We start from the raw sequence: 24,233 nt of genomic DNA, 5'->3' as shown, positions 1-24,233 counted from the left end.
TTACTTTTGTGTTGTATTTGCCTACATTCCATAGAATATTGTACGCACACAACGTCTTTAGGCAGGTTCACAACAATCATTAAGGAATGATGAATAATCAGAATACTTTAGTAGGAAATTACAACAATATGTTGCGTGGAACGCCTACAGTAACCTTAAACTACCTCGTAAAACAGTTGCCAACGGCAACTGCTTTTATTAATAAAAATTACGAGGTGGTCCATGTTTCTGATAAGTGGATCAATGATTTTGACTTTGATAATAGGGACGTTATGGGACGCAACCTGACAGAACTCTTTGGCAGTGTTGATAAGGACTGGGGAAAAGCGCTAAAGGATTGTCTTAAGGGGATTGCAAGTGGAGAAAGTGTCCATCAGCACCTTAGAGCAGATGGATCTCTTCAGTGGTTTGAATGGCAAAATATCCCCTGGTATGACGAAAAGGAAAATATCGTAGGGGTAATCCTGCAAGCAGAAGATGTCACCGAACGAATCAATGTAGAATTACAGGCCGAAAAACTGGAAACCCTTCTGGCGGCAAAATCGGAGATTACAGATGTAGGCAGTTGGGAATTTGATCTGGAACGCAATCGACTTAAATGGTGTGAGATCACAAAAAAAATTCACGAAGTTGTCCCAACCTATGAACCAAATATAGATACAGCGATAAACTTCTACAAGGAAGGCTACGGTAGAAATACAATTGCAATGGCCTTTGATAACGCCATTCAGAAAGGCGAGGACTACGAAGTCAGCTGTGAACTTATTACCGCTAAAGGAAATGAGATTACAGTGATAGCAACCGGAAAACCAATTTTTAAAAAAGGTAAACTGCTAGGGCTTGTAGGTACATTCCGGGATATTACACCCAAGATTAAATCCGAATTAAAAAGCAAACGACAGGAGCGCCACTTTAAAAGTATTTTTAATTCCTCGTATCAGTTTACGGGAATCCTCGATACTCAGGGTACTTTTCTTGAGGTCAATGAAACGGCCTTGCAATTTTCAGGCCTTAAAGAAGAAGAAGTTGTCAATAAAAAATTCTGGGATGCCTACTGGTGGCCAACTCCGGATTATGTGAAGGACGGACTTAAAGAAATCATCAGGGCCGCCTCGGAAGGAGAAGTGATGAGAAGCGAGATCGTTGTACTCGACAAGGATAAGAATCCTATCCCTGTCGATTTCAGTTTAAAACCCGTTTACGACGAGCATGGGAATATTTTTTCGCTTCTGGCTGAAGGACGAATGATCAAAGAAATGGTTGCAGCCAGACGTAAATTAAAGGAAAGTGAACAAAAATTCCGTGCACTTTACGAATTGTCTCCTACCAGCTATATCCTGAGTGACTTTGAAACCGGCGAGATCCTGGACTTTAACTCCTCTTTCGAAAAAACGACCGGATATACCAGAGAGCATCTTGGAAAACTCAAGGTACAGGACATCCTATTGACCGTTTCCAAAACCCAGCTGCACAGGATCAAAAAAGAAATTGAAACAACTAGCACCTTCGGTCCTGAAGAACAGGAATATATCAAAAAGGACGGTACACAGTTTCCAGTATTGGTCAGTGGCTCCCTGGTAGGAAATAAAAAGGGAAGAAAATTACTCTGGTCAACCGCCCAGGATATTTCCGAAAGTAAACTCACAGAAGCACAGCTAAGGGAAGAGAAACAATTATTAAAAACCCTAATTGACAATTTGCCCCTGAATGTCTTTATCAAGGACCTCGAATCGAGGAAAATACTGGTAAACAAGGCCGAACTAGACTATGTAGGCCTAACAGAATCAGATGTTATCGGGAAAAACGATTTCGACTTTTACGATAAAAAGTCGGCCCAAATCTCAAGGGATGAAGACCTGGAAGTGATCAATTCCCGTAAACCGATGTTGCGTAAGGAGACAACAAGTGTAAAAAAAGATGGTACAGCAACATCCTTTTTAAGTTCAAAAATCCCGTTGGTGGGCAGTGATAACAAAGTGAAAGGTCTGATCGGTATCAGTCTGGACATTTCAGACCTCAAGCGCAAGGAGAACGAATTACACGACCTTATTAATGTCACCTCCATACAAAATAAAAAGCTTGTCAATTTTGCTCATATCGTTTCCCATAACCTCAGGTCGCATACTGCTAATTTCTCTATGCTTCTCGACTTCCTGGTGAGTGAAACGGATGCAGAAGAAAAAAACAGAATTATAAAAATGCTGATGGAGGCTTCCGACAATCTTCTGGAAACACTCGAAAACCTCAATGAGGTGGTGGCGATAAGTACTAATATCAACCTGGATAAAAAACCGGTTTGTCTTTTTGAAAAAATCCAGAATGTAGAGAAAAACCTCACGGCCTACTTAAAAAACCACAATGCTGTGATCATCAATGATGTAGCGGAGGAGCTTGAAGTTAAAGCAGTACCAGCCTATGCAGAGAGTATTCTGATGAACTTTATCACCAATGCAATAAAATACAGGAATCCGATGCGAAAACCCGTCGTCAGGCTTACAGCCGAAACGGAAGGAAATTATACTGTGTTGAGCATCAAAGACAATGGGCTCGGAATTGATCTGGAAGAACACGGCAGTAAATTATTCGGGATGTACAAAACATTTCACGAGAATCCTGACGCCAGGGGGATCGGACTATATATTACCAAAAATCAGGTTGAGGCAATGAACGGAAAAGTAACTGTTGATAGTGAAGTCGGGAAAGGCACAACATTTAAAATCTACTTCAATGACAAAAATTAAAAGTGTTTGCATCATTGATGATGATCCGATTACCGTATTTGGAATAAAGAAAATGCTGAGTCTTCTAGATCTGGCGGAGGAAATCAAAACCTATGTCAATGGTAAGGAGGCAATAGACGATATCAGTAAGAGGGTTAAAAATCAGGAAACCATTCCACAGGTCATCTTCCTGGATATCAATATGCCCATAATGGATGGATGGCAATTTCTTGAAAAGTTTCTTGAACTCGAAGTTGAGGAAAAGATAAGAATCAACATCGTTACTTCTTCCATCGATCCTTATGACAAGCAGCAGTGGGAACGATTTAAGGAAATTACTCACCACCTGTTGGAATTCAAAAACAAACCTATCAGAAAGAATGATATTCTTGAAATTACAAAGGCAGCTTAGTGGAATTTATCCACTTCGAACAGACTCTTGATATTCGTATAGGAGTTTTCAAGTGCCTTTTTTATCTTTCTGGGGCCTTTCCACTTCACCTTTTCAATCTTCTCACTCTTCTGCCCCACAAGTTTTCCTTTGTAGGATGTTTTCATTGCATACCAGTGGACTTCCTTTAGTTTGTACACCCCGCCTTTTTTAAAAACGTGGTAGGTGGTCTTAAGGTAATTCTCTATTTTAAGTCCTTTCACCCCGGTTTCCTCTTCCACCTCCCTTATCGCACATTCCTCGAGAGTTTCACCCTTATCTATCCCCCCTTTGGGAAGATCCCATTTATCGTTCCTGTAGATAAAGAGTACTTGCCCTTTTTTGTTAGTGACCACCCCTCCTGCCGCCACTGCAAGCGGAATCTTTTTGGTGAATTTTTTGAGGATTTCTTCGTGGTTGGGATGATAAATATATGCCGCCTCCAGTTTTTTTTTGGCCAGGGCATCGATCGCGGTTTTGATCGCAGACCCATTAAGAGGAAAATATTCTCCGTTAACAGTTTCCGACAGTTTGTTTGTTAAAACCAGGGGAGCGTCATTAACAAAAACTTTATACATTTGCGAAATGATTTTGGATAAGCATACTGCGAGTAAAACTGCTGAACTTCTTCTGCAAATTAATGCAATTAAGTTGAGACCCGAAAATCCGTTTACATGGGCATCCGGATGGCAATCCCCCATCTACTGTGATAACCGAATTTTGTTGTCCTTCCCAGTAATCAGAAACTTTATCAAAGAAGAGATTGCCAAGCAGGTTGAGGAGTTGTACGGAAAACCGGATATTATCGCCGGCGTGGCTACGGGGGCAATCGGAATTGGCGCCCTGGTGGCAGAATACCTTGGCCTTCCCTTTATCTACGTAAGGCCGGAAGCAAAATCCCATGGAAGACAAAACCAGATTGAAGGGCTGCTTGAACAGGATCAGACCGTCGTAGTTATTGAAGACCTTATCAGTACTGGTAAAAGCAGTTTGAATGCGGTGGATGCACTCCTGAAAAGCGGAGCCAAAGTAAAAGGGATGATCGCGATTTTCACCTACGGCTTTGATGTCGCCATTGAAAATTTTAAGAAAAAAGGTGTTGAACTCCACACCCTCAGTAATTATGAAACACTTGTTCAATTGGCCTCGGACAGCCATTATATAAAAGAAGAACAACTTAATACGCTAATGGAGTGGAGAAAAAACCCTTCCCTCTGGAAACCCTGAACTTATGCATATAGAAAGCCCTAAAAAAACTGTTGGGAAAAACAAAGAGGAGGTATTTTCTTTTCTTACCGACCTAAAAAACTTTGAAAAGTTGATGCCCGAATCCATTGACAAATTCGAGATATTGGATGATGACACCTTCCTTTTTGCCCTTAACGGCATGCCTCAGATTGTTCTGAAACGAAAGGAGCAAATTCCTTATGAGCGTGTTGTTCTCGGCGCTGCAAGTGAGAAACTGCCCTTTACCCTTAGTGCTCAAATAGATGAAATAGACGCGAACAGCAGCGAGGTCACCCTTAGTTTTGAAGGTGAATTCAACGCAATGATGGCAATGATGATAAAAAATCCCATCACGAATTTTATCGGTACGCTCTCGGAAAACCTTTCTAAAATGTAAGCAGCTTTATTTCAGGAATTACAAAGGATACCTGATTTCTTTGAGACCGCAGGATAATAATTTGCCTCCTTTGGCTTCCACCATGAGCCGTCCTTCCGGGCTGACCCCCTTGATAGCCCCTACTATCTGCTTACCGTTAATTTCATAATTCATCTGCTGATCTCTCATATACAAAAGGCTTTCGTAGTTCGGGCTAAGGTCCTTTGAAACTTGTTCTACTTCCTCCATTGATTCTTGAATCAGATCGAGCAATCGATTAAGTAATTTATCGAGGGGATAAGACTTTCCGGTAATCTGTTTTAGAGAAGCCGCATTGGGAAGGTTTTTAAATTTTTCCTGATTTACATTAATTCCGATTCCAAGAACGGATTGTTTTAACATAAATCCCTTTAGGGTATTCTCTATCAGAATACCACAAATCTTTTTATTACCTGACATAATGTCGTTAGGCCATTTGATAGCTAATTCAGGGATTTCCAGTTCCTCGAATAGCTCAATCAAGGAAAGGGATAAGGCCATTGAAATTGAAAATCCCTGATCTGCTCTTAGCTCTTTAAAATATTTCAAAACACTAACTGTCAGGTTTTTACCGGGTTCAGAAGTCCAATTAGTCCCTGCCTGTCCTATCCCTTGCAACTGGGAATCAGCGACCAAAACGGTAAAGTCACTCAAGGTAGTTTCCGCCATCAATCTCTTCAGATGGAGGTTAGTGGAATCCGTGGCATTAACTTTGATTACTTGCATAGTGTATAAATACCCCTGAGAACTGTACAATGTTATGTTAAAAACTAGGGGCAAGAAAATAAAAAAATAATAACTTTGTAGAAACTAAATATTTTGGATGCAGAAAGGAAAGCCTAGCGCAGATGAGTTAATCTCTTTAATATTACAAGGAATAGAAGAAGTTAAAGGACTAGAAATTAATTTACTCGACCTTAGGGACATAGAAAATACTGTTTGCGACTACTTTGTTTTATGTAACGGTACCTCCAATACGCATGTCAATGCGATCGTAAATTCAATCCAAAAAACAGTTAGCAAAGGCATAAAAGATAAACCCTGGCATGTTGAAGGTTCTGACAATGCCGAGTGGGTGCTTTTGGATTATGTTAACGTCGTGGTTCACGTGTTTCAAAAACAGGTGAGAGAATTCTACGATATTGAAGGACTTTGGGGCGATGCGAAAGTGACGCTGGTAGAAAGTAGTTTTAATCAATAAAAAATGGCTAAAGAAAAAGATAATAATACCCCGCAAAAAAGACCAAAATTCAGCTCATGGTGGATTTATGGCCTTATCGCCGTTCTCCTGATTGCATTCAATTTTTTTGGGAGCGGAAGTCTGGGGACCACCAGAAAAACAACCACCTCGGAGTTGCAACAATATCTGAGAGCTGGTGACATTTCTAAGATCCTTATCATCACAAATACCAATCAGGCCAAGGTCTTTCTTACCGAGGAAGCCCTGGCGAAAGACGTGCATAAGGAGGTAGCGAATAAACCTTTCTTTCCGACCACGGCAGAAATTCCTCAGTATGTTCTTGATTACGGAGATCTACAGATTTTTCAGAATGAGATTACGGAAATAAAGAAGGAAAATTCACTTAATACCATTGTGGAATTCGACAAAGAATCGAATTTGTTCATGGACCTTCTGATTACTATTCTTCCTTTTGTTCTCATCATCGGAATCTGGATTTATTTGATGAGGCGAATGTCTGGCGGAGGTGCCGGAGGTGCCGGAGGACAGATATTTAATATTGGTAAATCAAAGGCTAAACTCTTTGATGAAAAAACAGATACGAGAACTTCTTTTAAAGATGTTGCCGGGCTGGAAGGTGCCAAGGAAGAGATCGAAGAGATCGTGGAGTTCCTGAAAAATCCTGATAAATATACCTCTCTGGGAGGTAAAATTCCCAAAGGCGCATTATTGGTGGGCCCTCCGGGAACAGGTAAAACATTACTGGCCAAGGCCGTCGCCGGTGAAGCGAAAGTTCCGTTTTTCTCCTTGTCAGGTTCTGATTTTGTTGAGATGTTTGTGGGAGTTGGAGCATCCAGGGTAAGGGACTTGTTTAAACAAGCCAAGGACAAAGCTCCTGCGATCATTTTTATTGATGAGATTGACGCCATTGGTCGCGCCAGAGGTAAGAATAATTTTACCGGGTCTAATGACGAGCGTGAAAACACCCTCAACCAGCTTTTAACGGAAATGGATGGGTTTGGAACCAATACCAACGTTATTGTGCTCGCAGCTACCAACAGGGCTGATGTCCTGGATAAGGCCCTTATGAGAGCAGGTAGATTTGACCGGCAGATTTATGTCGACTTGCCGGATATCAGGGAAAGGAAGGAGATTTTTGAGGTACATTTAAGGCCTATCAAAACGGCTGAAACCCTCGATTTAGATTTTCTCGCACGTCAAACACCAGGTTTCTCAGGTGCCGATATTGCCAATGTCTGTAACGAAGCTGCCCTGATCGCAGCCAGAAAGGAAAAGAAGGCGGTTACCAAACAGGACTTCCTCGATGCGGTTGACCGAATAGTAGGCGGACTCGAGAAAAAGAATAAGATCATTACCAAGGAAGAAAAACGTACGATCGCCTATCACGAGGCAGGGCACGCTACTGTGAGCTGGATGCTGGAACACGCAGCCCCTCTGGTAAAGGTAACTATAGTACCCCGGGGGCAGTCTCTGGGATCAGCCTGGTATTTGCCTGAAGAACGCCTAATTGTGCGGCCCGAGCAAATGAAAGATGAAATGTGTGCCACCTTAGGAGGCAGGGCAGCTGAAAAAGTCATCTTCAATAAAATCTCCACCGGAGCTTTGAGCGATCTTGAGAAAGTGACCAAACAGGCCAGAGCCATGGTGACCATTTACGGTCTTAATGATCAGATTGGGAATCTAACCTATTACGATTCCTCAGGGCAGAATGAATATGGCTTTACCAAACCCTATAGCGAAGAGACCGCTCAAAAGATAGATCAAGAAATCTCTAAACTTATAGAGGAACAGTATTCCAGAGCAATTGAAGTTCTGAAAAAAAACAAGGATAAACTCACCGAATTGGCGGAACGATTATTAGAAAAGGAGGTTATTTTTAAAGAAGACCTTGAAAAAATCTTTGGTGAGAGACCTTTTGAAAAGAAGTTTGATAAAAAAGGCCAGGAGATCTCCGTCAATGAAGAAGAAACAGAAGAACCTGAAGAACTGACCGAGGATAATAAATAAAGTTCCCGGTTCGTTCTAGAAATTAGTACATTACAGCTGATTAAATCAAGAAATGGGACTATTTTCCAGTTTATTCGGAGGAGGTAAGAAAAAGAAAGTTTCCAAAGCTACCGTGGAAACCAGGGGGGTACATATGCCCGACCTCAATCTGCCCATTGATGAAAAATTCACCATCCATTTTAAAAAGAATGGAGGGAAATTCCTTTACTGTGATTCCTTTAGAGAAGTGTCTGAAGCACTCCGGAATATCGTTGAGGAAAATCAATGGAAGAACTCGCCTTTCTTTATCATGGATGAGAGATTGGAACAAAAATTCTCAAAAGAAGACTTATCTTTTACACAAAAGGCTAGTAACAGCGAGATCTTTTTTACCACCTGTGAACATCTGATCGCCCAAAATGGTTCCATCCTCGTTTGTTCAAATCAATTAAAGGAAAAGAAGCTCAACGAGCTCCCGGAGAACGTTATTGTCTTTGCTACTACAAGTCAGCTCGTAGAAAATATCGGAGAAGGCCTTAAGGCGATCAAGAAAAAATACAAGCAGGGCATTCCTGCCAACATTACCACCTTAAAGCACTTTCAGGCTACAAATGAAAATGCCGATGACTTCCTGACATACGGCAGCAGTTCGAAGCATCTATACCTCTTACTACTGGAAGATTTATAGGATGAGGGAACTTCTACGGCGGTTACTTACGGGGGTTGTTTACGTGATTTTACTCCTTTCAGCCGTTTTTTTAAGTTCAGACGCCTTCGACTTCCTTTTTATGGTATTCGGGCTTGCCTGTTTATACGAATTCAAAAAACTTGTGGGCTTAAGAGGCTACTACCTATTTGCAGCCTATCTCGGTCTGTGGTGGCTGTTTATTTATATCGTCAGGGATGCAGTTCTTATTAATATCCTGATGTTTCTTTCCATTACGGTCAACATAACGATGATATACTTCCTGTTCACTAAAAAGAAATTCTACAGAGCCTATGAAAAATTTGTCATAGGTCTCTTTTACATCGGTGGTGGATGTATATTCCTGACTATGATCCCCTACAAAGACGATGATTTTGCCAAGCTGTTGATTATGGGAATCTTTATCCTAATTTGGGTGAACGACTCATTTGCTTACCTGGTAGGATCATCCATTGGAAGAACAAAATTATATCCCTCTGTTTCCCCTAAGAAAACCGTAGAAGGAACTTTGGGAGGCTTTATTTTTACACTTATTGCTGCCTATATTCTTTCCCTTTACGAACCCATTTTAAAGCCGGCAGAGTGGATAATTCTCGCTTCGGTAATTGTCATAATGGGCAGTCTGGGAGATCTTATTGAATCAAAACTAAAAAGATTGGCAGGAGTAAAAGACAGTGGTGCAATTCTTCCCGGGCACGGTGGGATGCTCGATCGTTTGGATAGTCTTATATTTGCAGCACCATTTGCATATCTTGTATTAAATATTTTTACCTATGTTTCATAGAGAGGGACGCACCATTATCCTCCTTACTTTCTTCACGGTAGCCATCATCATTCTTCTGGCGCATTTTTATATGGCTAATCCTACCTATAAACTAATCGTTCAGGGTCTTGCATTAGTGGTACTTATCCTTATTCTCCAGTTTTTCAGAAATCCAAAAAGAATATCCAATAAAAACTTTAACGAGATTCATGCACCGGTTGATGGAAAAGTTGTTGTGATTGAACGGGTCATGGAAAAGGAGTATTTTAATGAAGAAAGACTACAGATTTCTATCTTTATGTCTCCGGTAAACGTACATGTGACGAGATATCCTGCCAGTGGAGTCATTCAGTATTCAAAATACCATCCGGGGAAATACCTGGTAGCCTGGCATCCCAAATCGAGCGAAGAAAACGAACGAACCACCGTGGTCATACGAACTCCAAAATTCGGAGATATTCTCTATCGTCAGATTGCCGGGGCCATGGCCAGACGCATAGTGAATTACGCGGAAGAAGGCGAAAGTGCACAACAAGGTGAAGAAAGCGGCTTTATTAAATTTGGCTCCAGGGTTGACGTACTTCTCCCGGTAGATGCCCAGGTGGCCGTAAAACTCAATCAAAAGGTAAAAGGTGCCATCACCTGCCTGGCTACAATTAAAGAAGATGATGGAGAAGGATAGGCTGTATACCGAATTTGAAAAAGCAGTTAACTATATCAGTAACTACACTGACCCTCTCCCTCCCGATCTGCTCTTAAAACTATACGCATACTACAAGATCGCTAATCAGAATTACAACAATCCCGGAAGTAAGACTCCCCTTATTAATGCCTTTAAAGCGAATGCACTTTTCCAGGCACAGAATTTACAACCAGAAGAAGCGATGGAAAAATACATTGTTCTGGTTAAAAAAGAATTCGGAATAAGCTCTTTTTAATTTTAGGCATAGAGATCTTTAATATCCGCCTTACACAGCTCGAAGATAAATTCAGACATTTTTAGAGTTACATCTTTAAAAAGACGTTCACCCTTCTCTGCAGTGGCATTCGATGGATCCCCTACCCCGGTGTCTTCTGATATTTCAGACCATCTTCTTTCTGCCCAGGCCCATCCTTCAGAAAAAGCTTGAATCCTGAAATTTTTCGCTTTTCCATCACCCCACTGGTTTTTATCGAGGACCAGATCGGGACGGAAATACAGCATCAGACTGGTTTCTCTTTCATCGGCGTGATCTCCTTTTTCAACAATATAATCGGCATTCTCTAGGGCTTTGAACCAATTGGAGACACAGAGGAACATAGTGGGAAATTTCAGGCCTAATTCTCTTACCAGGGCTTTAAAATTATTACCCCCGTGACTGTTGAAAAGAAGTAATTTATGTATCCCCTGTCTCTCCAGGACGGTGATGATATCTGCCAGTATGGCTAGTTGTGTACTTGGATTTAAGTTAATGTCAAGATAGATATCAGACTGTCCGGTATTGACACCAAATGGTATGGTTGGCAGCACTATGGGCTTAGCTCCCTTTTCCCATGCCAGTTTAGCAGCTTCAGCAGCCAGATGATCGGCCTCGTAGATATCCGTTCCATATGGGAGATGGTAATTATGTGCCTCGGTCGCTGCCCAGGGCAAAATTGCCAGTTCAAATTGAGTTTGCTTTAAGGCCAGCCAGTTAGTTTCAGCAAGGATATAAGGTCTTATTCCCATTTTATTTTATAAAGCGATTTGTTGTTCTATGCCTGCTCTTTCCACAAAGGTAAAGTAGAATCCACCTAAAATGGAAAGTCCGAAATAGACTGTAATTACAAGGCTACCGGATTCCCAGATCGAATTAATTCCAAACCAGTCATTTGTTACCCAGATAAGAGCGATACCGGCAATGCCCCTGAAAAATTCGATATAAAACGCAAAATTCTGACGGTCCATCAGGCTGGTATACCCAAAAATCCCCAGAAAGATGTATGCCCCACAAAGAAGTAGCCCGGAAAATCCGATCTCCGTATAGTTATAAAACATAAAGAGGATTAATGCCAGGGTAAAAACCATCTGAAAAATGGCATAGCCTTTTAAATATATGGAGGCCGATGTTTGATAACGTTTAAAACCGTAAACGTCCTTTATCACCTCGGTAGGATATTTTTCACTCACGTCTGAGGGCCTCCAACCGGTAGGCATAAACCATATCCTGAATTTGTCTTTTATACTCCTAGTCCGCCAGGCATCCACAGATAGTCTCCATAAATGCTGGAAATTGATCAATATGGGATTCCAGGTATGAGCCGGTTTTAAAACCCCGTATTGAGGAGGTACCTGCTCCAGTTCTTCCTGGAAAGTACCGAACCACCGATCCCAGACACAAAGGATCTGCCCAAGGTTCTTATCGATATATTCCGGGTTGATCGCATGGTGTACCCGATGCTGTGAAGGTGTCACGATGATGTATTCGAGCCAACCCATTTTTCCAATATGCTGGGTATGATACCAGAACTGTGCAAACAGATGTACAGGTGCGATTATGGCAATCACCTCAGCAGGAACACCCAGAAAAGCAGCAGGGAAGAGAAAAAGAGGAAAGTAGCCCAGTAAATTTGAAATGGACTGGCGTAAGGCACAGGCCAGGTTAAATTCCTCACTGCTGTGATGGATCACATGCTGATTCCAGAAGATATTTATATGATGACTGAGACGATGGTTCCAGTATCCGGCAAAATCAATAGCCAGAAAGGCCACTAACCAGACCAGCCATGTAGCTTCAATCTCTGTTATAGCAAGGTTTTCCAGCAGGAAAGGATAACTTACCAATATCAACCCCAGTCCCAGAGAATCTTTAACAATATTGGTCAGTCCGGAACTAATACTGCTTACTGTATCCAATAACTTATGATGCTGATTTTTAACAAAATGCCCGTACAAAATCTCTATTATCAACAAGACTATAAAAAAAGGAATAGCGTATAAGAGGGCATTAGCGTAAGTTTCCATTTTGTGATACTGTCTGTCAGAGATAAAATAACAAATTCAAAGAAGGTATAAAACTAATTAAATGGCCCTACCATAATATGTGCCCTGTGGGTTCCCGGATCCATCAGCCATGGCATTCCCGGAGCGTGCGGTTTATCTGGCAGGCCTGTTGACTCTGTTGTAGCAAAAGGAGTATAGATCACATATCGAAACTTGCCATTTGTCAGGGCTCCGGTAGTAGCATCATAGTCTTCCTCCTTGCCAAAGAACACATAAAGCATACTGGGTTCCCTGGGCATAGGAAGAGCACCTGATTCAATTTCCCGACCCCTGATTTCATTGCGTTCATCCTGGGATTTACCCTCAGCATTCAACTCCCTTCCCCTTGCCATAAAAGGTTCAAGTTTTACGGAGTAGCAACTGGAACTGATTCCTTTTCTATAAGGATTATCCCCGATACAAACCATATTATTGGTTCCTTTTCTCAGGACTACGAATTCTCCATCAGTATTGTAACCATAGACCATGGCACCCTCCTTTTGATTTTCTGGTAAGGGCAATACAGCAGTTGTAATCTGAACTTCTTCAGGCAGAATTTTTACATTCTCCTCTTGTGCACCTACAAAAAACGGCAATACAAGGAATAAGGATACAATTATTTTCATTGGATTCGCTTTGCCTAAAGATAAAAAAAACAACCATCAATTTGGAGGTTGTTTATTTTTTAGATACAGAACGAGATTAATTACAATTCAGGGCGTAGTTATCGTCCATATCCTTTGTCCATTGAGCTGGGATGTCATTTAGAATCTCTTCATTGACCTTAATACAGGTAAGTGGATTATTCTCAACCGCGAATGTGTTTAATTGCAAGCTATTGGGAATGGCCGACAGATCAATTGCCCCTAAAGTATTGTCATTGATTTCCAGGAGCTGTAAAGTACTGCTATCAGAAATGTCTAGTTGGGTAAGATTGTTGCCCGGAACAGACAACTTCTCCAGGACATTTAGATTAGACACATTGATATTTGTTAATGCATTATTCTGAACGTAAATAAACTTCAGAAGTGTATTTCCGGAGAGATTCAGGCTACTTATCTGATTGTCATTTACCCAAAGATTATCGAGCATAACAAAATCAGAAATGCCTTGCAGGCTCGATATACCCTTATCGTTCATAATAAGAGAGGTAACCATTTCAGCTTCACTGGTCAGTACTGATCCGTCTACAACATCATCTATTCCCAAATCCACGAGAGCCTGTTCAAATGCTGCATCGACGATGTTTGTTCGAAGCGCCGGTGCCATTTGTTCCTGATCTGTATCTGAATTATCGCCGTCATTTGAACATGAAAGCAATGAGGCCCAAAGAATTCCCAGGAGGATTAAATTAAATTTTTTCATAGTTCCTTTTTGGATAAATATATCACAAGTAGTTGAAAACCTGCTTCTTATTAGCTTTTTATTAGGATTTGCTACGCTCCGGAGAGGGAGGCAAGGCTTTTCTCGAGGGTAATGATCTTTTCCTCTGCGTCCATGGCTTTTTTTCTTTCCATTGCCACAACAGCTTCCGGGGCATTATTTACAAAGCGATCATTCGCGAGTTTTTTCTCGACAGATTGCAAAAACCCCTTAGTATAATTTAATTCCTCCGTTATTTTTTTGATTTCAGCCTCAATATCTACCGAACCAGCCACTGGAATAAAATATTCATTGCTCTTTACCCGGAACGATAGTGCACCTTCCGGAGCTTCTGAAATTGTTGTGATTTCTTCGATATTCCCCAGTTTTTTCACAATAGTATCCCATTGAGGGTCTATTTCCTGTGAAATTATACACGCCAGGTTTAAAGCCTCTTTTACAGGGATATTCTTGTCTTTTCTGATTGTCCTGACTCCCGAAATGACCTCAGCCGTATAGGAAAAAGCCTTCAGTACTTCAGGTTCTGGTTTCCCGGGCTCTGGCCAGGAGGAAACCACCAGGGCTTGTTCCGGAGTCCTTTCAGCCATACATTGCCATACTTCCTCTGACAAGAAGGGCATGAATGGGTGCAGGACCTTCAGGTTTTCTTCAAACAAACCAATGACCTGCTCATAGGTTCTCCGGTCAATAGGCTGCTGATACGCAGGTTTTACAATTTCCAGTAACCAGGAACAAAAATCATCCCAGATGAGTTTATAAATAGCCATCAGGGCATCGGAGATACGATATTTTGAGAAATGATCGTCAATTTCTACCAGGGTTGCGTTCATTTTCGCCTGATACCACTTTATGCCCAGTGCTGCCGCTTCAGGTTGTGGTATATCTTTTACTTCCCAGCCTTTAACCAGTCTGAACGCATTCCAGATCTTATTGGCAAAATTTTTCCCCTGCTGACAGAGCGATTCATCAAATAGCAGATCATTTCCTGCAGGAGCACTAAGAAGCAATCCTACCCGCACACCATCTGCTCCGTAATTTCCAATTAGTTTTAATGCATCCGGGGAGTTCCCGAGTTGCTTAGACATTTTACGTCGCTCCTTATCCCTTACAAGTCCGGTGAAATACACGTTTTCAAAAGGTCTTTCTCCCCTGAACTCATAACCTGCCACTATCATTCGGGCTACCCAGAAAAAGATGATATCCGGACCGGTTACCAGGTCGTTAGTTGGGTAGTAATAGCTTACCTCCTTGTTATCGGGATCCAGTATACCCCCAAAAACACTTATTGGCCATAGCCAGGATGAAAACCAGGTATCGAGGACATCTTCATCCTGTCTCAGATCTGCGGGCTTTAAGGAAGTATTTCCACTTTTTTTTCTGGCCGCTTTCAGGGCTTCCGCTGCATTTTCGGCTACCACAAGGTCATCAGGGCCATCTCCGTAATAAAATACTGGAATCTGTTGTCCCCACCACAGTTGGCGGGAAATATTCCAGTCCCTGATATTCTCCATCCAGTACTTGTAGGTATTCTCGAAATTCTTTGGAAAAAATTTTACTTCCTTCTTTTCGGTTACTGCCTTCAATGCTGGACCTACCAGGTCTTCCATTTTCAGAAACCACTGATCTAGCAAACGGGGTTCAATAACAGCTTTAGTACGTTCCGATGTACCCACTTTATTGGTGTACGGCTCAACTTTTTCTAAAACGCCCAGCTCTTTGAGTTCCTCACTGATTTCCTTTCTTACCACAAAACGATCTTTCCCCTCATAGTGGAGTCCGTAGCTGTTAAGTGATGCATCCTCATTAAAAATGTCAATAGTCTCCAATTGGTGTTTTTCTCCCAATTGCCAGTCATTTTCGTCATGGGCCGGTGTAACTTTCAGACAACCTGTCCCGAATTCCATATCGACATATTCGTCAATAATGATAGGGATTACCCTGTTACATACAGGAACGATCGCATTTTTCCCGTGAAGATGTACAAAACGTTCATCCTCGGGATGCACGCAAATGGCTGTATCACCCAAAATTGTTTCCGGCCTGGTGGTCGCAATGGTAAGTTGCTCCTCGCTTCCCTCTACATTGTATTTGATATAGTAGAGTTTACCTTGCTTTTCTTCGTAAATAACCTCTTCATCAGACAAGGTAGTCTTTGCTTCGGGATCCCAGTTGACCATCCTGTAGCCCTTGTAAATCAAGCCCTTATTAAAAAGGTCGATAAAAACCCTGATTACAGAGGCGGACATATCCTCATCCATGGTAAATTTCGTCCTGTCCCAATCACATGAACATCCCAGTTTCTTTAGCTGCTCCAGGATTACACCCCCATAAGTATGCGTCCAATCCCAGGCGTGTTCAAGAAATTCATCCCTGCTGAGATCTGATTTATTGATACCTTCTTCTTTGAGTTTCCCCACTACCTTTGCTTCGGTAGCGATGGAAGCGTGATCCATACCCGGCACCCAGCACGCATTTTTTCCCTGAAGACGTGCCTTTCTTACCAGTACATCCTGAATCGTATTATTTAACATATGACCCATATGCAATACCCCCGTAACATTTGGAGGCGGGATTACAATGGTATAGGGTTCCCGATGGTCAGGAACAGAGTGGAAATACTTGTTTTTCAACCAGTAATCATACCACTTGTCTTCTATTTTGCCGGGATTGTATTTTGAAGGAATATCCATTTTGGTATGATTCTTGACTTTTAGGGGGTGAATGTGTCGTATTTTATAGGTTGATCAGGGATTTTAACCTGAAAACCGAACAAAAATTAAATGTGAAATACGAAACAAAAATAAGTAACGTTAGTAGATAACAAAAGAATTTTGGATGTTGTTGCAAATATGCTACATTTGAGATTCCTCAAAAAGTAATGTGATGAAAAAAATAGTATTAGTATTGTTTGTTGGCCTTCTGGCCTTAAGCGTTCAGGCTCAGGAAAAAATGGCCAAAATACAGTTCAAGACTGAAACTGTTGATTATGGTCAGATTGAAAAAGGTAGTGATGGAGTCCGAATTTTCGAATTTACCAATACCGGAGAGGCCCCCTTGATCATCTCTAAGGTGAGTTCAAGCTGTGGATGTACGATTCCGAAAAAACCGGAAGAACCCATTATGCCAGGCGCTACCGGGGAAATCCAGGTAAAATATGATACAAACAGAGTTGGACCTATCAGGAAAGCCATTACGGTGATTTCCAATGCCGATACCCCAACAAAAGTTTTAAAAATCAAAGGCGAAGTAAAGCCCATTGATGGTAAGTAAAAATTAGAATTAACTTTATAGAAGAACCCTGGCCGACCGGTCAGGGTTTTTTGTTGAAGACATCTTTGAGCGTAAAGGAAAAGAGCAGATCCGATTCGTATCTTTCGATCAGAAGCCGAACTTTTTTGCCTTCTTTTTCATTAATCATGTTCATGATCTCCTGGAGTTTGTATTTATGGACTCGCTTTCCATTTACTGCCAGTATGACATCTCCTTCTCTGAGTCCGGCCTCATCCGCAGGGCTACCCGCTCTGATACCCGATACAATAATCTCGGGAACCAAACTGAGTCGGGTTCTGTTTTCCATCAGAATCTGAACATCCCCGAAACTGCGTTCGTCATTCTTGACAACCCCGCGGCTATCGGTAATTCTCTCAGCAATATACCGAACCCCATTGTGTTGTAATTCGAGTCCGCTCATATTAAACTTAAAGGGTTCATTAAAGAAGCTATTCTTTTTTAATTGTATACTATTCTCGCGATAATTAAAGACGATGTTAAAACGCCTAAGTATCTCACCACCCAGAGTGCCATTCCTGTCGCCGTGGTCTTTAATACTACTAAAAGAAAACATATCTGGAAAGGCAGCCTTGGCATTTTTCAGGACGTAATCGCCGATTTGTACTTTCCTTACTTTTGTACGTTTTCCAAAAATGCTCCCATTAAGACCCTTCCCTAAATAATCTACATAGTGCTTTTCGGGGATATTGATGCCTTTTTCCAGATCCTGAAACAACCAGACCGCATCACTACTTCCTGTATCGACCAGTAACTTAACAGGGACATTGTCCTGGTCCTCAAAACTCACTTTACCTGTGATATAGGCCTTCCTGTCGACGATGGAAAGAGGAATGGTCTGAGCATTGTTTGAAGACTTTTCCTTGTAATATTCGGGATTGTAAAACCTGATCGTCTTCCGTCCGTAATTCACCTCCACAATAAAATCCCGAAACAGGTCGAAGCCAATGATCCCATGAACCGGAATCCCCAGGGTGGGCGAAAAATTAATATCCTTGTCCAAAACGACAAAAATTTGCTGATCGTTATTTCGGATTTTTTTAAGTTTAAAATTGTTCCCTTTGGAATTCAGCGCTTTAATTGGCTCCCCGGCTCCCAGGCCATTGATGGTGATTTCGGAAACATTTTTCAGCTGTATGGAATCCTGATCAGAAAGATTGAACAGTATGGGTTTGCTGACACCCGAATCCAGGATAAAATTCAGTTTGGCTTCATTGATTTCCAGTGGAATAACAATGAGGTTGTTAATCAGTTGGAAATTGATTTTTTGCGACTTCACCCCTTCGGGCATGTGAAATCTCTGTGCTAATCCTGAAATCGGGAAGCACAACAGTAGTAAAAGGCCCAGCCAAAATCTATGTTTTAACATGCTAAGTACCTAAGGCATACCTCTCTAAGGTACGAATTAAATTCTTAGGTTGTCTTGCTTTTAACATTCCCTTATTTCCCCAATAATAAACGAATTGCAGTTGTTTTGTACCTCCTTATTTCCCATTTTTGCTGAAAATTAAATACATGCCTGTTATATCCAGAAAAGGCCAGTTAATGCCTTCATCACCGATCCGGAAGTTGGTTCCTTTTGCTGAGGATGCCAAAGAGAGGGGAGTTGATGTCATTCATCTCAATATCGGGCAGCCCGATATTAAAACGCCTCAGGCAGCCCTTGATGCGATTAAAAACAACGATATTGAGGTGCTTTCTTATAGCAGGACAGAGGGAACGGACGAGTTTCGCAAGAAAGTTGCTTCTTACTACAAAGCCAACGATATTGAGGTAACGCATAAGGATATCATTGTTACCACAGGCGGATCGGAAGCACTTGCCTTTGTAATGGGTAGTATTGCAGACACCGATGATGAGATCATTATCCCCGAGCCCTTTTATGCCAATTACAATGGATTTGCCGTAGCCGCAGGAATAAAGGTGGTACCTGTTGTATCTAAAATCGAGGATAATTTTGCTTTGCCCCCCCTGGAAGTTTTTGAAAAATCCATATCCGATAAAACCAAAGCCATTTTGATTTGTAATCCCGGGAATCCAACCGGTTATTTATACAAAAAAGAAGAAATTAAGAAACTGGCTGCTCTGGCGAAAAAACACGACTTATTTCTAATTGCCGATGAAGTTTACCGGGAGTTTGCCTATGATGGAATAGAACACTATTCCATTTTGCAGGAACCGGGAATGGAAGATCACAGTATAGTAGTTGACTCAGTATCGAAAAGGTACAGTATGTGTGGTGCCCGGATTGGTTTTCTGGTAACCAGAAACAAGTCGGTTATCCAAACAGCCCTAAAATTTGCCCAGGCAAGGCTTTCCCCGCCCACATATGCTCAAATTGCGAGTGAAGCTGCCCTGAGTACGCCTCAAAGCTACTTTGATGCGGTAATAGAAGAATACGTTGAACGTCGGGATATTCTGTTAAAAGAATTATCGAAAATAGAAGGCCTCAAGATCGCCAGGCCGCAGGGTGCCTTTTATTGTATAGTAGAATTACCTGTTGCAGATGCAGATGATTTTGCCCAATGGCTACTTGAGAAGTTCGAACTAAATGGCCAGACCGTGATGGTGGCCCCTGCTGCCGGCTTTTATGCCACAGAAGGCCTGGGGAAAAATCAGATCAGAATTGCCTATGTTCTTGAAAAAAAACAGCTTATCAAAGCCGTTGAAATTCTCAGAGAGGCACTTAAAAAATATCCTCAGACGTGAAAATACTGGAACACGTTTCCCTTAAACCCTATAATACCTTTGGTATTGATGTAAAAGCGCGATACTTCGCGGAAGTCACTTCTCTTGAGGAGTTGACATGGGTTCTTCAACAGGATAAATATCCAAATAAAATGATTCTGGGGGGTGGCAGCAATATGCTCCTTACCAAAGACCTTGATTTATTGGTTATTCACATAGGTCTGATGGGGAAAGAAATCACGACGCGACAGGATGACTATGCGGAGATTAAGGTAATGGGAGGAGAAAACTGGCATGATCTGGTTCTGTGGACACTGGAAAAAGATCTGGGCGGACTGGAAAACCTCTCTTTAATACCCGGAAGTGTGGGAAGTGCTCCCATTCAGAATATAGGCGCTTATGGTGTTGAATTAAAGGATCATTTTGTGAGCTGTGAAGCAATGGAAATCGAAACTCAGAAAATCTACACTTTTTCATTGCAGGATTGTAGGTTTGGATATCGCGAGTCTTATTTCAAGCATGAGGGAAAAGGGAAATACGCCATTACTTCTGTAAATTTCAGGTTGAGCACCAAAGATCACAAGCTCCGGATTGGATATGGCACTATTGGGGAAGAGTTAAGTAACAAAGGATTATTACAGCCCACTATTCAGGATATATCAAGAGCTGTGATCAGCATCCGGCAACGTAAACTACCTGATCCCGCCATCCTGGGAAACAGTGGCAGTTTTTTTAAAAATCCTGTGGTTTCGGCCCGGACTTATGAGCAGCTGAAGGAGCGCTACCCTGAGATCCCTTCTTACAAGGTCTCCGAAGACGAGATCAAAATCCCCGCAGCATGGATGATCGATACTAGTGGATTCAAAGGAATTCGACAGGGCGATGCGGGGGTTCATCAGCATCAGGCACTTGTCCTTGTCAATTATGGAAATGCAAGCGGACAGGAAATACTTAATCTGGCAAGGCAGATTCAGAAAAAAGTGAAGCAAAACTTCGGCATTTCCATTGAGCCAGAGGTAAACGTCCTTTAATTTTCTTAATTGGATAGAACATCATAAAAAATAACCCCCGGAATCTGCTATCCCGGAGGTTACTTCAAACCAAACTAACCAAAAACTACATGAGCAATAATCAGTTGCTCATTTCTCTAATTAAATGTGAGATCCCGTTTTAATAAGAATCAATTTTATAAATTAGCGTTTCCACTATATACGTGAAAAATGATATTTTTGGATGCCCCCGGGGTATTTTTTAATATCTCATCCAGCCATGAGCATACTGCTTGAAAAACACATTGTAGAGTTATTGCAGGAACGCAATGAAAAGGCCATTTCACTCTTATACGACCATTACGGAGATACGCTTTACGGCGTAGCGCTAAAGGTTGTCAGAGATGAAGAACTGGCTCAGGACGTAGTGCAGGAAAGTTTTGTTAAAATCTGGAAAAAATCTGACACTTACGACCCTTCCAAAGCAAAATTGTTTACCTGGCTTTTCAGAATTATCAGAAATACGGCAATTGACAAACTCAGAAGTGTTCAGACAAAATCGGACAAGGAAATCCAATTAGACGTTTCCAACGTATATAATTTAGGAATTGACGCCATCAGACCAGAGTTTATGGATGTCAGGGAGAACCTCGAAAAGATCGAGCACAAATACCAGGTGGTACTTGACGCACTTTTCTTTCAGGGAATGACCCAGCAGGAAGCTAGTGACGAATTAGATATTCCCCTTGGCACTATCAAATCACGATTAAAAATAGGCCTGAGAGAATTAGGGAAAATTTACGGCAGCACTCTGATGATATTGATCCTAATAATGCTAAAGTGATGAAAGACAAAATAAAGATTTTTTTAGAGTCGGACCTTCTGGAGAAATATCTTCTGGGAACAACTTCTGCTGTTGAGACAGCCCGGGTGGAGCGATATATCGTCATGTATCCCGAGGTACGGAAGCAATTTGAAGAACTTCAGGAAAACCTCGAGATTTTTGCAAAAATGCATGCTATACCCACGCCAGATGGTCTGAAAGCAAAAATCTTTCACAGAATCAGGAAGCAGGACCTGGGAAGGAGAAAAGTGCGTCGTTTCGCTATTGCTGCGAGTATTGCGGCCTTCCTCTTTGCAGGGTCTTCCTATTTTTTCTGGAATCAGAATATGAACCTGCAGGATGAGAATACCATGGTGAACAACCGAATTCAGAATCTGGAAGCGGATATGAAACAACAACTGGAGGACGTTCGCAACCAATTTATCGTTCTCAACAATCCACAGACCAAGAAATATCTTGTTAATGGGAATGAAAAAGCAAGGGAATTAAAGGCCGTAGCATATGTAAACCCTGTTAAAAAATTGTCTTATATCAATGTCAGGAATTTACCCAACCTCCCTGAAGATCAGTGCTATCAAATGTGGGCAGAGGTCAACGGAGATATGGTGAATCTCGGCATCATAAAAAATATTGAAGACAAGGACAAATTACTTCCATTACCCTATGGTGAAAATGCGATAAGTTATATTACCATCGAACCGATGGGCGGAAATCCAAGTCCGACTGTACAAAACATCGTAGCCAATATTTCTTATTAGTTTTTTGGTGATTCATTAACTTTTCAGCCCCCACTTCGGGGGCTTATTTTTTATATCTTTGTACAAACTTTAATCATGAAGTTAGTTTTATTGACAATTGGTCTGTTAGCGCTCGCTTTTGCAGGCATCGCCATTAAAATCTGGACGCAGAAAGACGGCAAATTTGCCGGTACCTGTGCAAGTCAAAGCCCCTTTCTTAATAAAAGTGGGGAAGCCTGTGGGATGTGCGGTAAACTACCGGATGAACAGGAATGCAGAAACGAAGCCTCGCATTTGCAGTAGACCATATGATTCGATCATCCTCACTTCCCTAATCAATTAAATTGGATACTTCCTCCCAAAACCTCAAGGAAAACATTGAAAAAGCCAAGGCGGGTAATCAGATGGCCTTCAGTGCTCTTCTCGACAGATTCTGGAATGAGGTTTACGGATTTCAGCTAAGTCGGACCCAGAATGAAAATGATGCTGAAGACATCACTATTCAGACATTTTCAAGGGCTTTCGACAAAATTCATAGCTATGACGATTCTTACGAGTTTAAAACCTGGCTTTTTACCATTTCCAAAAATATACACATCGACCTGGTAAGAAAACGTAAAAGAAATGTTTGGGAACAGAGTCATCGCGGGAATCAGGAAGTGATTAAAAAAGTCCTGGACAGTGCTCCCAGTGCTGAAGATCAGTTGATTCAAAAGCAAAATCTGGCCAGTCTTTTAGGTCATATCAGGAATCTTAAGCCACATTACAGAGAAGTGATTAACCTGAGATATTTTCAGGAACTTTCCTATGCTGCCATTGCTGAGGAATTAAATGAACCAATCAACAATGTAAAAGTTAAATTACTAAGAGCTAAAAAACTTCTCGCTGAAATGATTAAGGCGAAATAACCCCCTTTGTAAAGGAAAATTACGATTATTTTTGTTCGTATATTTGTACAAATTTTACCTATGAGTGAGGAAAGTACGGCTACGATAGCACCACCTAAAGGAAAGCCAAAATGGTTAAGGGTTAAACTTCCAACAGGGAAGAAATATACCCAATTGAGAGGTTTGGTAGATAAGTATGACCTGCATACCATTTGTACATCCGGGAGTTGCCCTAATATGGGAGAGTGTTGGGGAGAAGGTACTGCCACTTTTATGATCCTCGGGAATATCTGTACCCGATCCTGCGGTTTCTGTGGTGTAAAAACAGGGCGGCCGGAACAAGTAGACTGGGAAGAACCCGAAAAAGTTGCACGGTCTATCAAGATCATGGGAATTAAACACGCGGTGATTACCTCTGTAGATCGGGACGACTTAAAAGATATGGGTTCTATTATCTGGGCAGAGACCGTAAAGGCGATTCGCAGAATGAACCCACAGACTACATTAGAGACCCTTATTCCTGACTTCCAGGGAATTGAACGACATCTCGACAGGATAGTAGAAGTTGCCCCTGAAGTAGTTTCTCACAATATGGAAACTGTTAAAAGGCTAACCCGGGAGGTAAGGATACAGGCCAAATATGAACGTAGTTTAGAAGTATTGCGCTACCTCAAGAATGCAGGAGTCAACAGGACCAAATCAGGTATTATGCTTGGGCTGGGAGAGCTTGAAGAAGAAGTTATTGACACAATGAAAGATCTTCGAGAAGCTAATGTTGATGTGGTAACGATTGGCCAGTATTTACAACCGTCAAAAAAGCATCTTCCAGTAAAGGAATTTATTACCCCTGAGCAATTTAAGAAATACGAAACCATAGGCCTTGAATTAGGCTTCCGACATGTGGAGAGTGGTGCTTTGGTTCGTTCTTCTTATAAGGCTCATAAACATATCCTCTGATCGCCAAGGCG

Annotated in this window: 26 protein-coding genes; 18 read left to right on the top strand and 8 right to left on the bottom strand. The window is 41.6% G+C overall.

The window, feature by feature from the left end; genetic code table 11:
* The first annotated feature begins 86 nt into the window (after positions 1 to 86).
* Both AB8P51_RS02480 and AB8P51_RS02475 read left to right on the top strand, forming a co-directional pair.
* Positions 87 to 2,741, top strand: a complete 2,655-nt coding sequence (locus AB8P51_RS02480) for a PAS domain S-box protein (protein WP_369747187.1) — start codon at positions 87 to 89, stop codon at positions 2,739 to 2,741.
* The gene (locus tag AB8P51_RS02475; protein ID WP_369747186.1) at positions 2,728 to 3,132 is read left to right on the top strand and encodes a response regulator; all 405 of its coding nucleotides are present in this window, start codon (positions 2,728 to 2,730) and stop codon (positions 3,130 to 3,132) included. Before AB8P51_RS02480 ends, AB8P51_RS02475 begins: the two co-directional genes overlap by 14 nt.
* Here the strand turns inward: AB8P51_RS02475 and AB8P51_RS02470 are convergent.
* Complete coding sequence (locus AB8P51_RS02470) at positions 3,129 to 3,728, bottom strand: NUDIX hydrolase (RefSeq protein ID WP_369747185.1); 600 nt, start codon at positions 3,726 to 3,728, stop codon at positions 3,129 to 3,131. The genes AB8P51_RS02475 and AB8P51_RS02470 overlap by 4 nt on opposite strands.
* 7 nt (positions 3,729 to 3,735) lie before the next feature.
* Between AB8P51_RS02470 and pyrE the strand changes: the two genes are divergently transcribed.
* Complete coding sequence (gene pyrE / locus AB8P51_RS02465; protein WP_369747184.1) at positions 3,736 to 4,377, top strand: orotate phosphoribosyltransferase; 642 nt, start codon at positions 3,736 to 3,738, stop codon at positions 4,375 to 4,377.
* 4 nt (positions 4,378 to 4,381) lie between these two features.
* Entirely contained in the window at positions 4,382 to 4,774 is a 393-nt protein-coding gene (locus tag AB8P51_RS02460) for an SRPBCC family protein (RefSeq protein WP_369747183.1), read from the top strand.
* Positions 4,775 to 4,792: 18 nt separating this feature from the next.
* On the opposite strand, the gene AB8P51_RS02455 is transcribed toward AB8P51_RS02460, so the two are convergent.
* Positions 4,793 to 5,518 (bottom strand): biotin--[acetyl-CoA-carboxylase] ligase, encoded by a 726-nt coding sequence (locus AB8P51_RS02455; RefSeq protein WP_369747182.1) that lies wholly within the window; start codon positions 5,516 to 5,518, stop codon positions 4,793 to 4,795.
* A gap of 97 nt (positions 5,519 to 5,615) precedes the next feature.
* Here AB8P51_RS02455 and rsfS point away from each other — a divergent pair, with 97 nt between their 5' ends.
* The 6 genes from rsfS to AB8P51_RS02425 are packed head-to-tail and all read left to right on the top strand — an operon-like array spanning position 5,616 to position 10,386.
* The gene (rsfS, locus tag AB8P51_RS02450; RefSeq protein WP_369747181.1) at positions 5,616 to 5,993 is read left to right on the top strand and encodes a ribosome silencing factor; all 378 of its coding nucleotides are present in this window, start codon (positions 5,616 to 5,618) and stop codon (positions 5,991 to 5,993) included.
* A gap of 3 nt (positions 5,994 to 5,996) precedes the next feature.
* A complete protein-coding gene (gene ftsH, locus AB8P51_RS02445; protein WP_369747180.1) occupies positions 5,997 to 8,000 on the top strand; it encodes an ATP-dependent zinc metalloprotease FtsH in 2,004 nt (667 codons plus the stop codon).
* 52 nt (positions 8,001 to 8,052) lie between these two features.
* Positions 8,053 to 8,667 carry an LUD domain-containing protein gene (locus AB8P51_RS02440; protein ID WP_369747179.1) on the top strand — a complete coding sequence of 205 codons (615 nt, stop codon included), beginning with the start codon at positions 8,053 to 8,055 and terminating at the stop codon, positions 8,665 to 8,667.
* A 1-nt stretch (position 8,668) separates the two neighbouring features.
* Positions 8,669 to 9,469 (top strand): phosphatidate cytidylyltransferase, encoded by an 801-nt coding sequence (locus tag AB8P51_RS02435; protein ID WP_369747178.1) that lies wholly within the window; start codon positions 8,669 to 8,671, stop codon positions 9,467 to 9,469.
* Positions 9,459 to 10,130, top strand: a complete 672-nt coding sequence (locus AB8P51_RS02430; RefSeq protein ID WP_369747177.1) for a phosphatidylserine decarboxylase family protein — start codon at positions 9,459 to 9,461, stop codon at positions 10,128 to 10,130. Before AB8P51_RS02435 ends, AB8P51_RS02430 begins: the two co-directional genes overlap by 11 nt.
* The gene (locus AB8P51_RS02425; protein WP_369747685.1) at positions 10,117 to 10,386 is read left to right on the top strand and encodes an acyl-CoA-binding protein; all 270 of its coding nucleotides are present in this window, start codon (positions 10,117 to 10,119) and stop codon (positions 10,384 to 10,386) included. Before AB8P51_RS02430 ends, AB8P51_RS02425 begins: the two co-directional genes overlap by 14 nt.
* Before the next feature lie 2 nt (positions 10,387 to 10,388).
* Here the strand turns inward: AB8P51_RS02425 and AB8P51_RS02420 are convergent, their stop codons facing one another.
* The 5 genes from AB8P51_RS02420 to AB8P51_RS02400 form a co-directional block, all read right to left on the bottom strand.
* On the bottom strand, positions 10,389 to 11,156 hold the full coding sequence (locus AB8P51_RS02420) for a creatininase family protein (protein ID WP_369747176.1): 768 nt from the start codon (positions 11,154 to 11,156) through the stop codon (positions 10,389 to 10,391).
* A 6-nt stretch (positions 11,157 to 11,162) separates the two neighbouring features.
* Entirely contained in the window at positions 11,163 to 12,431 is a 1,269-nt protein-coding gene (locus AB8P51_RS02415; protein WP_369747175.1) for a sterol desaturase family protein, read from the bottom strand.
* A 53-nt stretch (positions 12,432 to 12,484) separates the two neighbouring features.
* Positions 12,485 to 13,075: a hypothetical protein gene (locus AB8P51_RS02410; protein ID WP_369747174.1), complete on the bottom strand. Its 591-nt coding sequence runs from the start codon at positions 13,073 to 13,075 to the stop codon at positions 12,485 to 12,487.
* Positions 13,076 to 13,151: 76 nt separating this feature from the next.
* The gene (locus tag AB8P51_RS02405) at positions 13,152 to 13,814 is read right to left on the bottom strand and encodes a hypothetical protein (RefSeq protein WP_369747173.1); all 663 of its coding nucleotides are present in this window, start codon (positions 13,812 to 13,814) and stop codon (positions 13,152 to 13,154) included.
* Between the two features lie 71 nt (positions 13,815 to 13,885).
* Positions 13,886 to 16,522, bottom strand: coding sequence for a valine--tRNA ligase (locus tag AB8P51_RS02400; RefSeq protein ID WP_369747172.1), 2,637 nt, complete (start codon positions 16,520 to 16,522; stop codon positions 13,886 to 13,888).
* 193 nt (positions 16,523 to 16,715) lie between these two features.
* Between AB8P51_RS02400 and AB8P51_RS02395 the strand changes: the two genes are divergently transcribed.
* Complete coding sequence (locus AB8P51_RS02395) at positions 16,716 to 17,102, top strand: DUF1573 domain-containing protein (RefSeq protein ID WP_369747171.1); 387 nt, start codon at positions 16,716 to 16,718, stop codon at positions 17,100 to 17,102.
* Positions 17,103 to 17,142: 40 nt separating this feature from the next.
* Here the strand turns inward: AB8P51_RS02395 and AB8P51_RS02390 are convergent, their stop codons facing one another.
* Positions 17,143 to 18,411: an aspartyl protease family protein gene (locus AB8P51_RS02390; protein ID WP_369747170.1), complete on the bottom strand. Its 1,269-nt coding sequence runs from the start codon at positions 18,409 to 18,411 to the stop codon at positions 17,143 to 17,145.
* A gap of 224 nt (positions 18,412 to 18,635) precedes the next feature.
* Here AB8P51_RS02390 and AB8P51_RS02385 point away from each other — a divergent pair, with 224 nt between their 5' ends.
* The 7 genes from AB8P51_RS02385 (at position 18,636) to lipA (ending at position 24,222) form a co-directional block, all read left to right on the top strand.
* Positions 18,636 to 19,829 carry a pyridoxal phosphate-dependent aminotransferase gene (locus AB8P51_RS02385; RefSeq protein ID WP_369747169.1) on the top strand — a complete coding sequence of 398 codons (1,194 nt, stop codon included), beginning with the start codon at positions 18,636 to 18,638 and terminating at the stop codon, positions 19,827 to 19,829.
* The gene (gene murB, locus AB8P51_RS02380) at positions 19,826 to 20,839 is read left to right on the top strand and encodes a UDP-N-acetylmuramate dehydrogenase (protein WP_369747168.1); all 1,014 of its coding nucleotides are present in this window, start codon (positions 19,826 to 19,828) and stop codon (positions 20,837 to 20,839) included. Before AB8P51_RS02385 ends, murB begins: the two co-directional genes overlap by 4 nt.
* A 238-nt stretch (positions 20,840 to 21,077) precedes the next feature.
* Positions 21,078 to 21,641 (top strand): RNA polymerase sigma factor, encoded by a 564-nt coding sequence (locus AB8P51_RS02375; RefSeq protein WP_369747167.1) that lies wholly within the window; start codon positions 21,078 to 21,080, stop codon positions 21,639 to 21,641.
* Positions 21,641 to 22,399, top strand: a complete 759-nt coding sequence (locus AB8P51_RS02370; protein WP_369747166.1) for an anti-sigma factor domain-containing protein — start codon at positions 21,641 to 21,643, stop codon at positions 22,397 to 22,399. Before AB8P51_RS02375 ends, AB8P51_RS02370 begins: the two co-directional genes overlap by 1 nt.
* A gap of 75 nt (positions 22,400 to 22,474) precedes the next feature.
* Positions 22,475 to 22,681 (top strand): membrane or secreted protein, encoded by a 207-nt coding sequence (locus AB8P51_RS02365; RefSeq protein WP_369747165.1) that lies wholly within the window; start codon positions 22,475 to 22,477, stop codon positions 22,679 to 22,681.
* Between the two features lie 41 nt (positions 22,682 to 22,722).
* Positions 22,723 to 23,286 (top strand): RNA polymerase sigma factor, encoded by a 564-nt coding sequence (locus tag AB8P51_RS02360; RefSeq protein ID WP_369747164.1) that lies wholly within the window; start codon positions 22,723 to 22,725, stop codon positions 23,284 to 23,286.
* A gap of 60 nt (positions 23,287 to 23,346) precedes the next feature.
* Entirely contained in the window at positions 23,347 to 24,222 is an 876-nt protein-coding gene (lipA, locus tag AB8P51_RS02355; RefSeq protein WP_369747163.1) for a lipoyl synthase, read from the top strand.
* The last annotated feature ends 11 nt before the right edge of the window (positions 24,223 to 24,233 follow it).

Origin of the sequence: Muriicola sp. SD30 (genome assembly GCF_041205185.1) — a bacterium.
Lineage (GTDB): Bacteria > Bacteroidota > Bacteroidia > Flavobacteriales > Flavobacteriaceae > Muriicola.
Note: the sequence above shows the minus strand (reverse complement) of the source record. Positions and strands in the feature narration are given on the sequence as shown.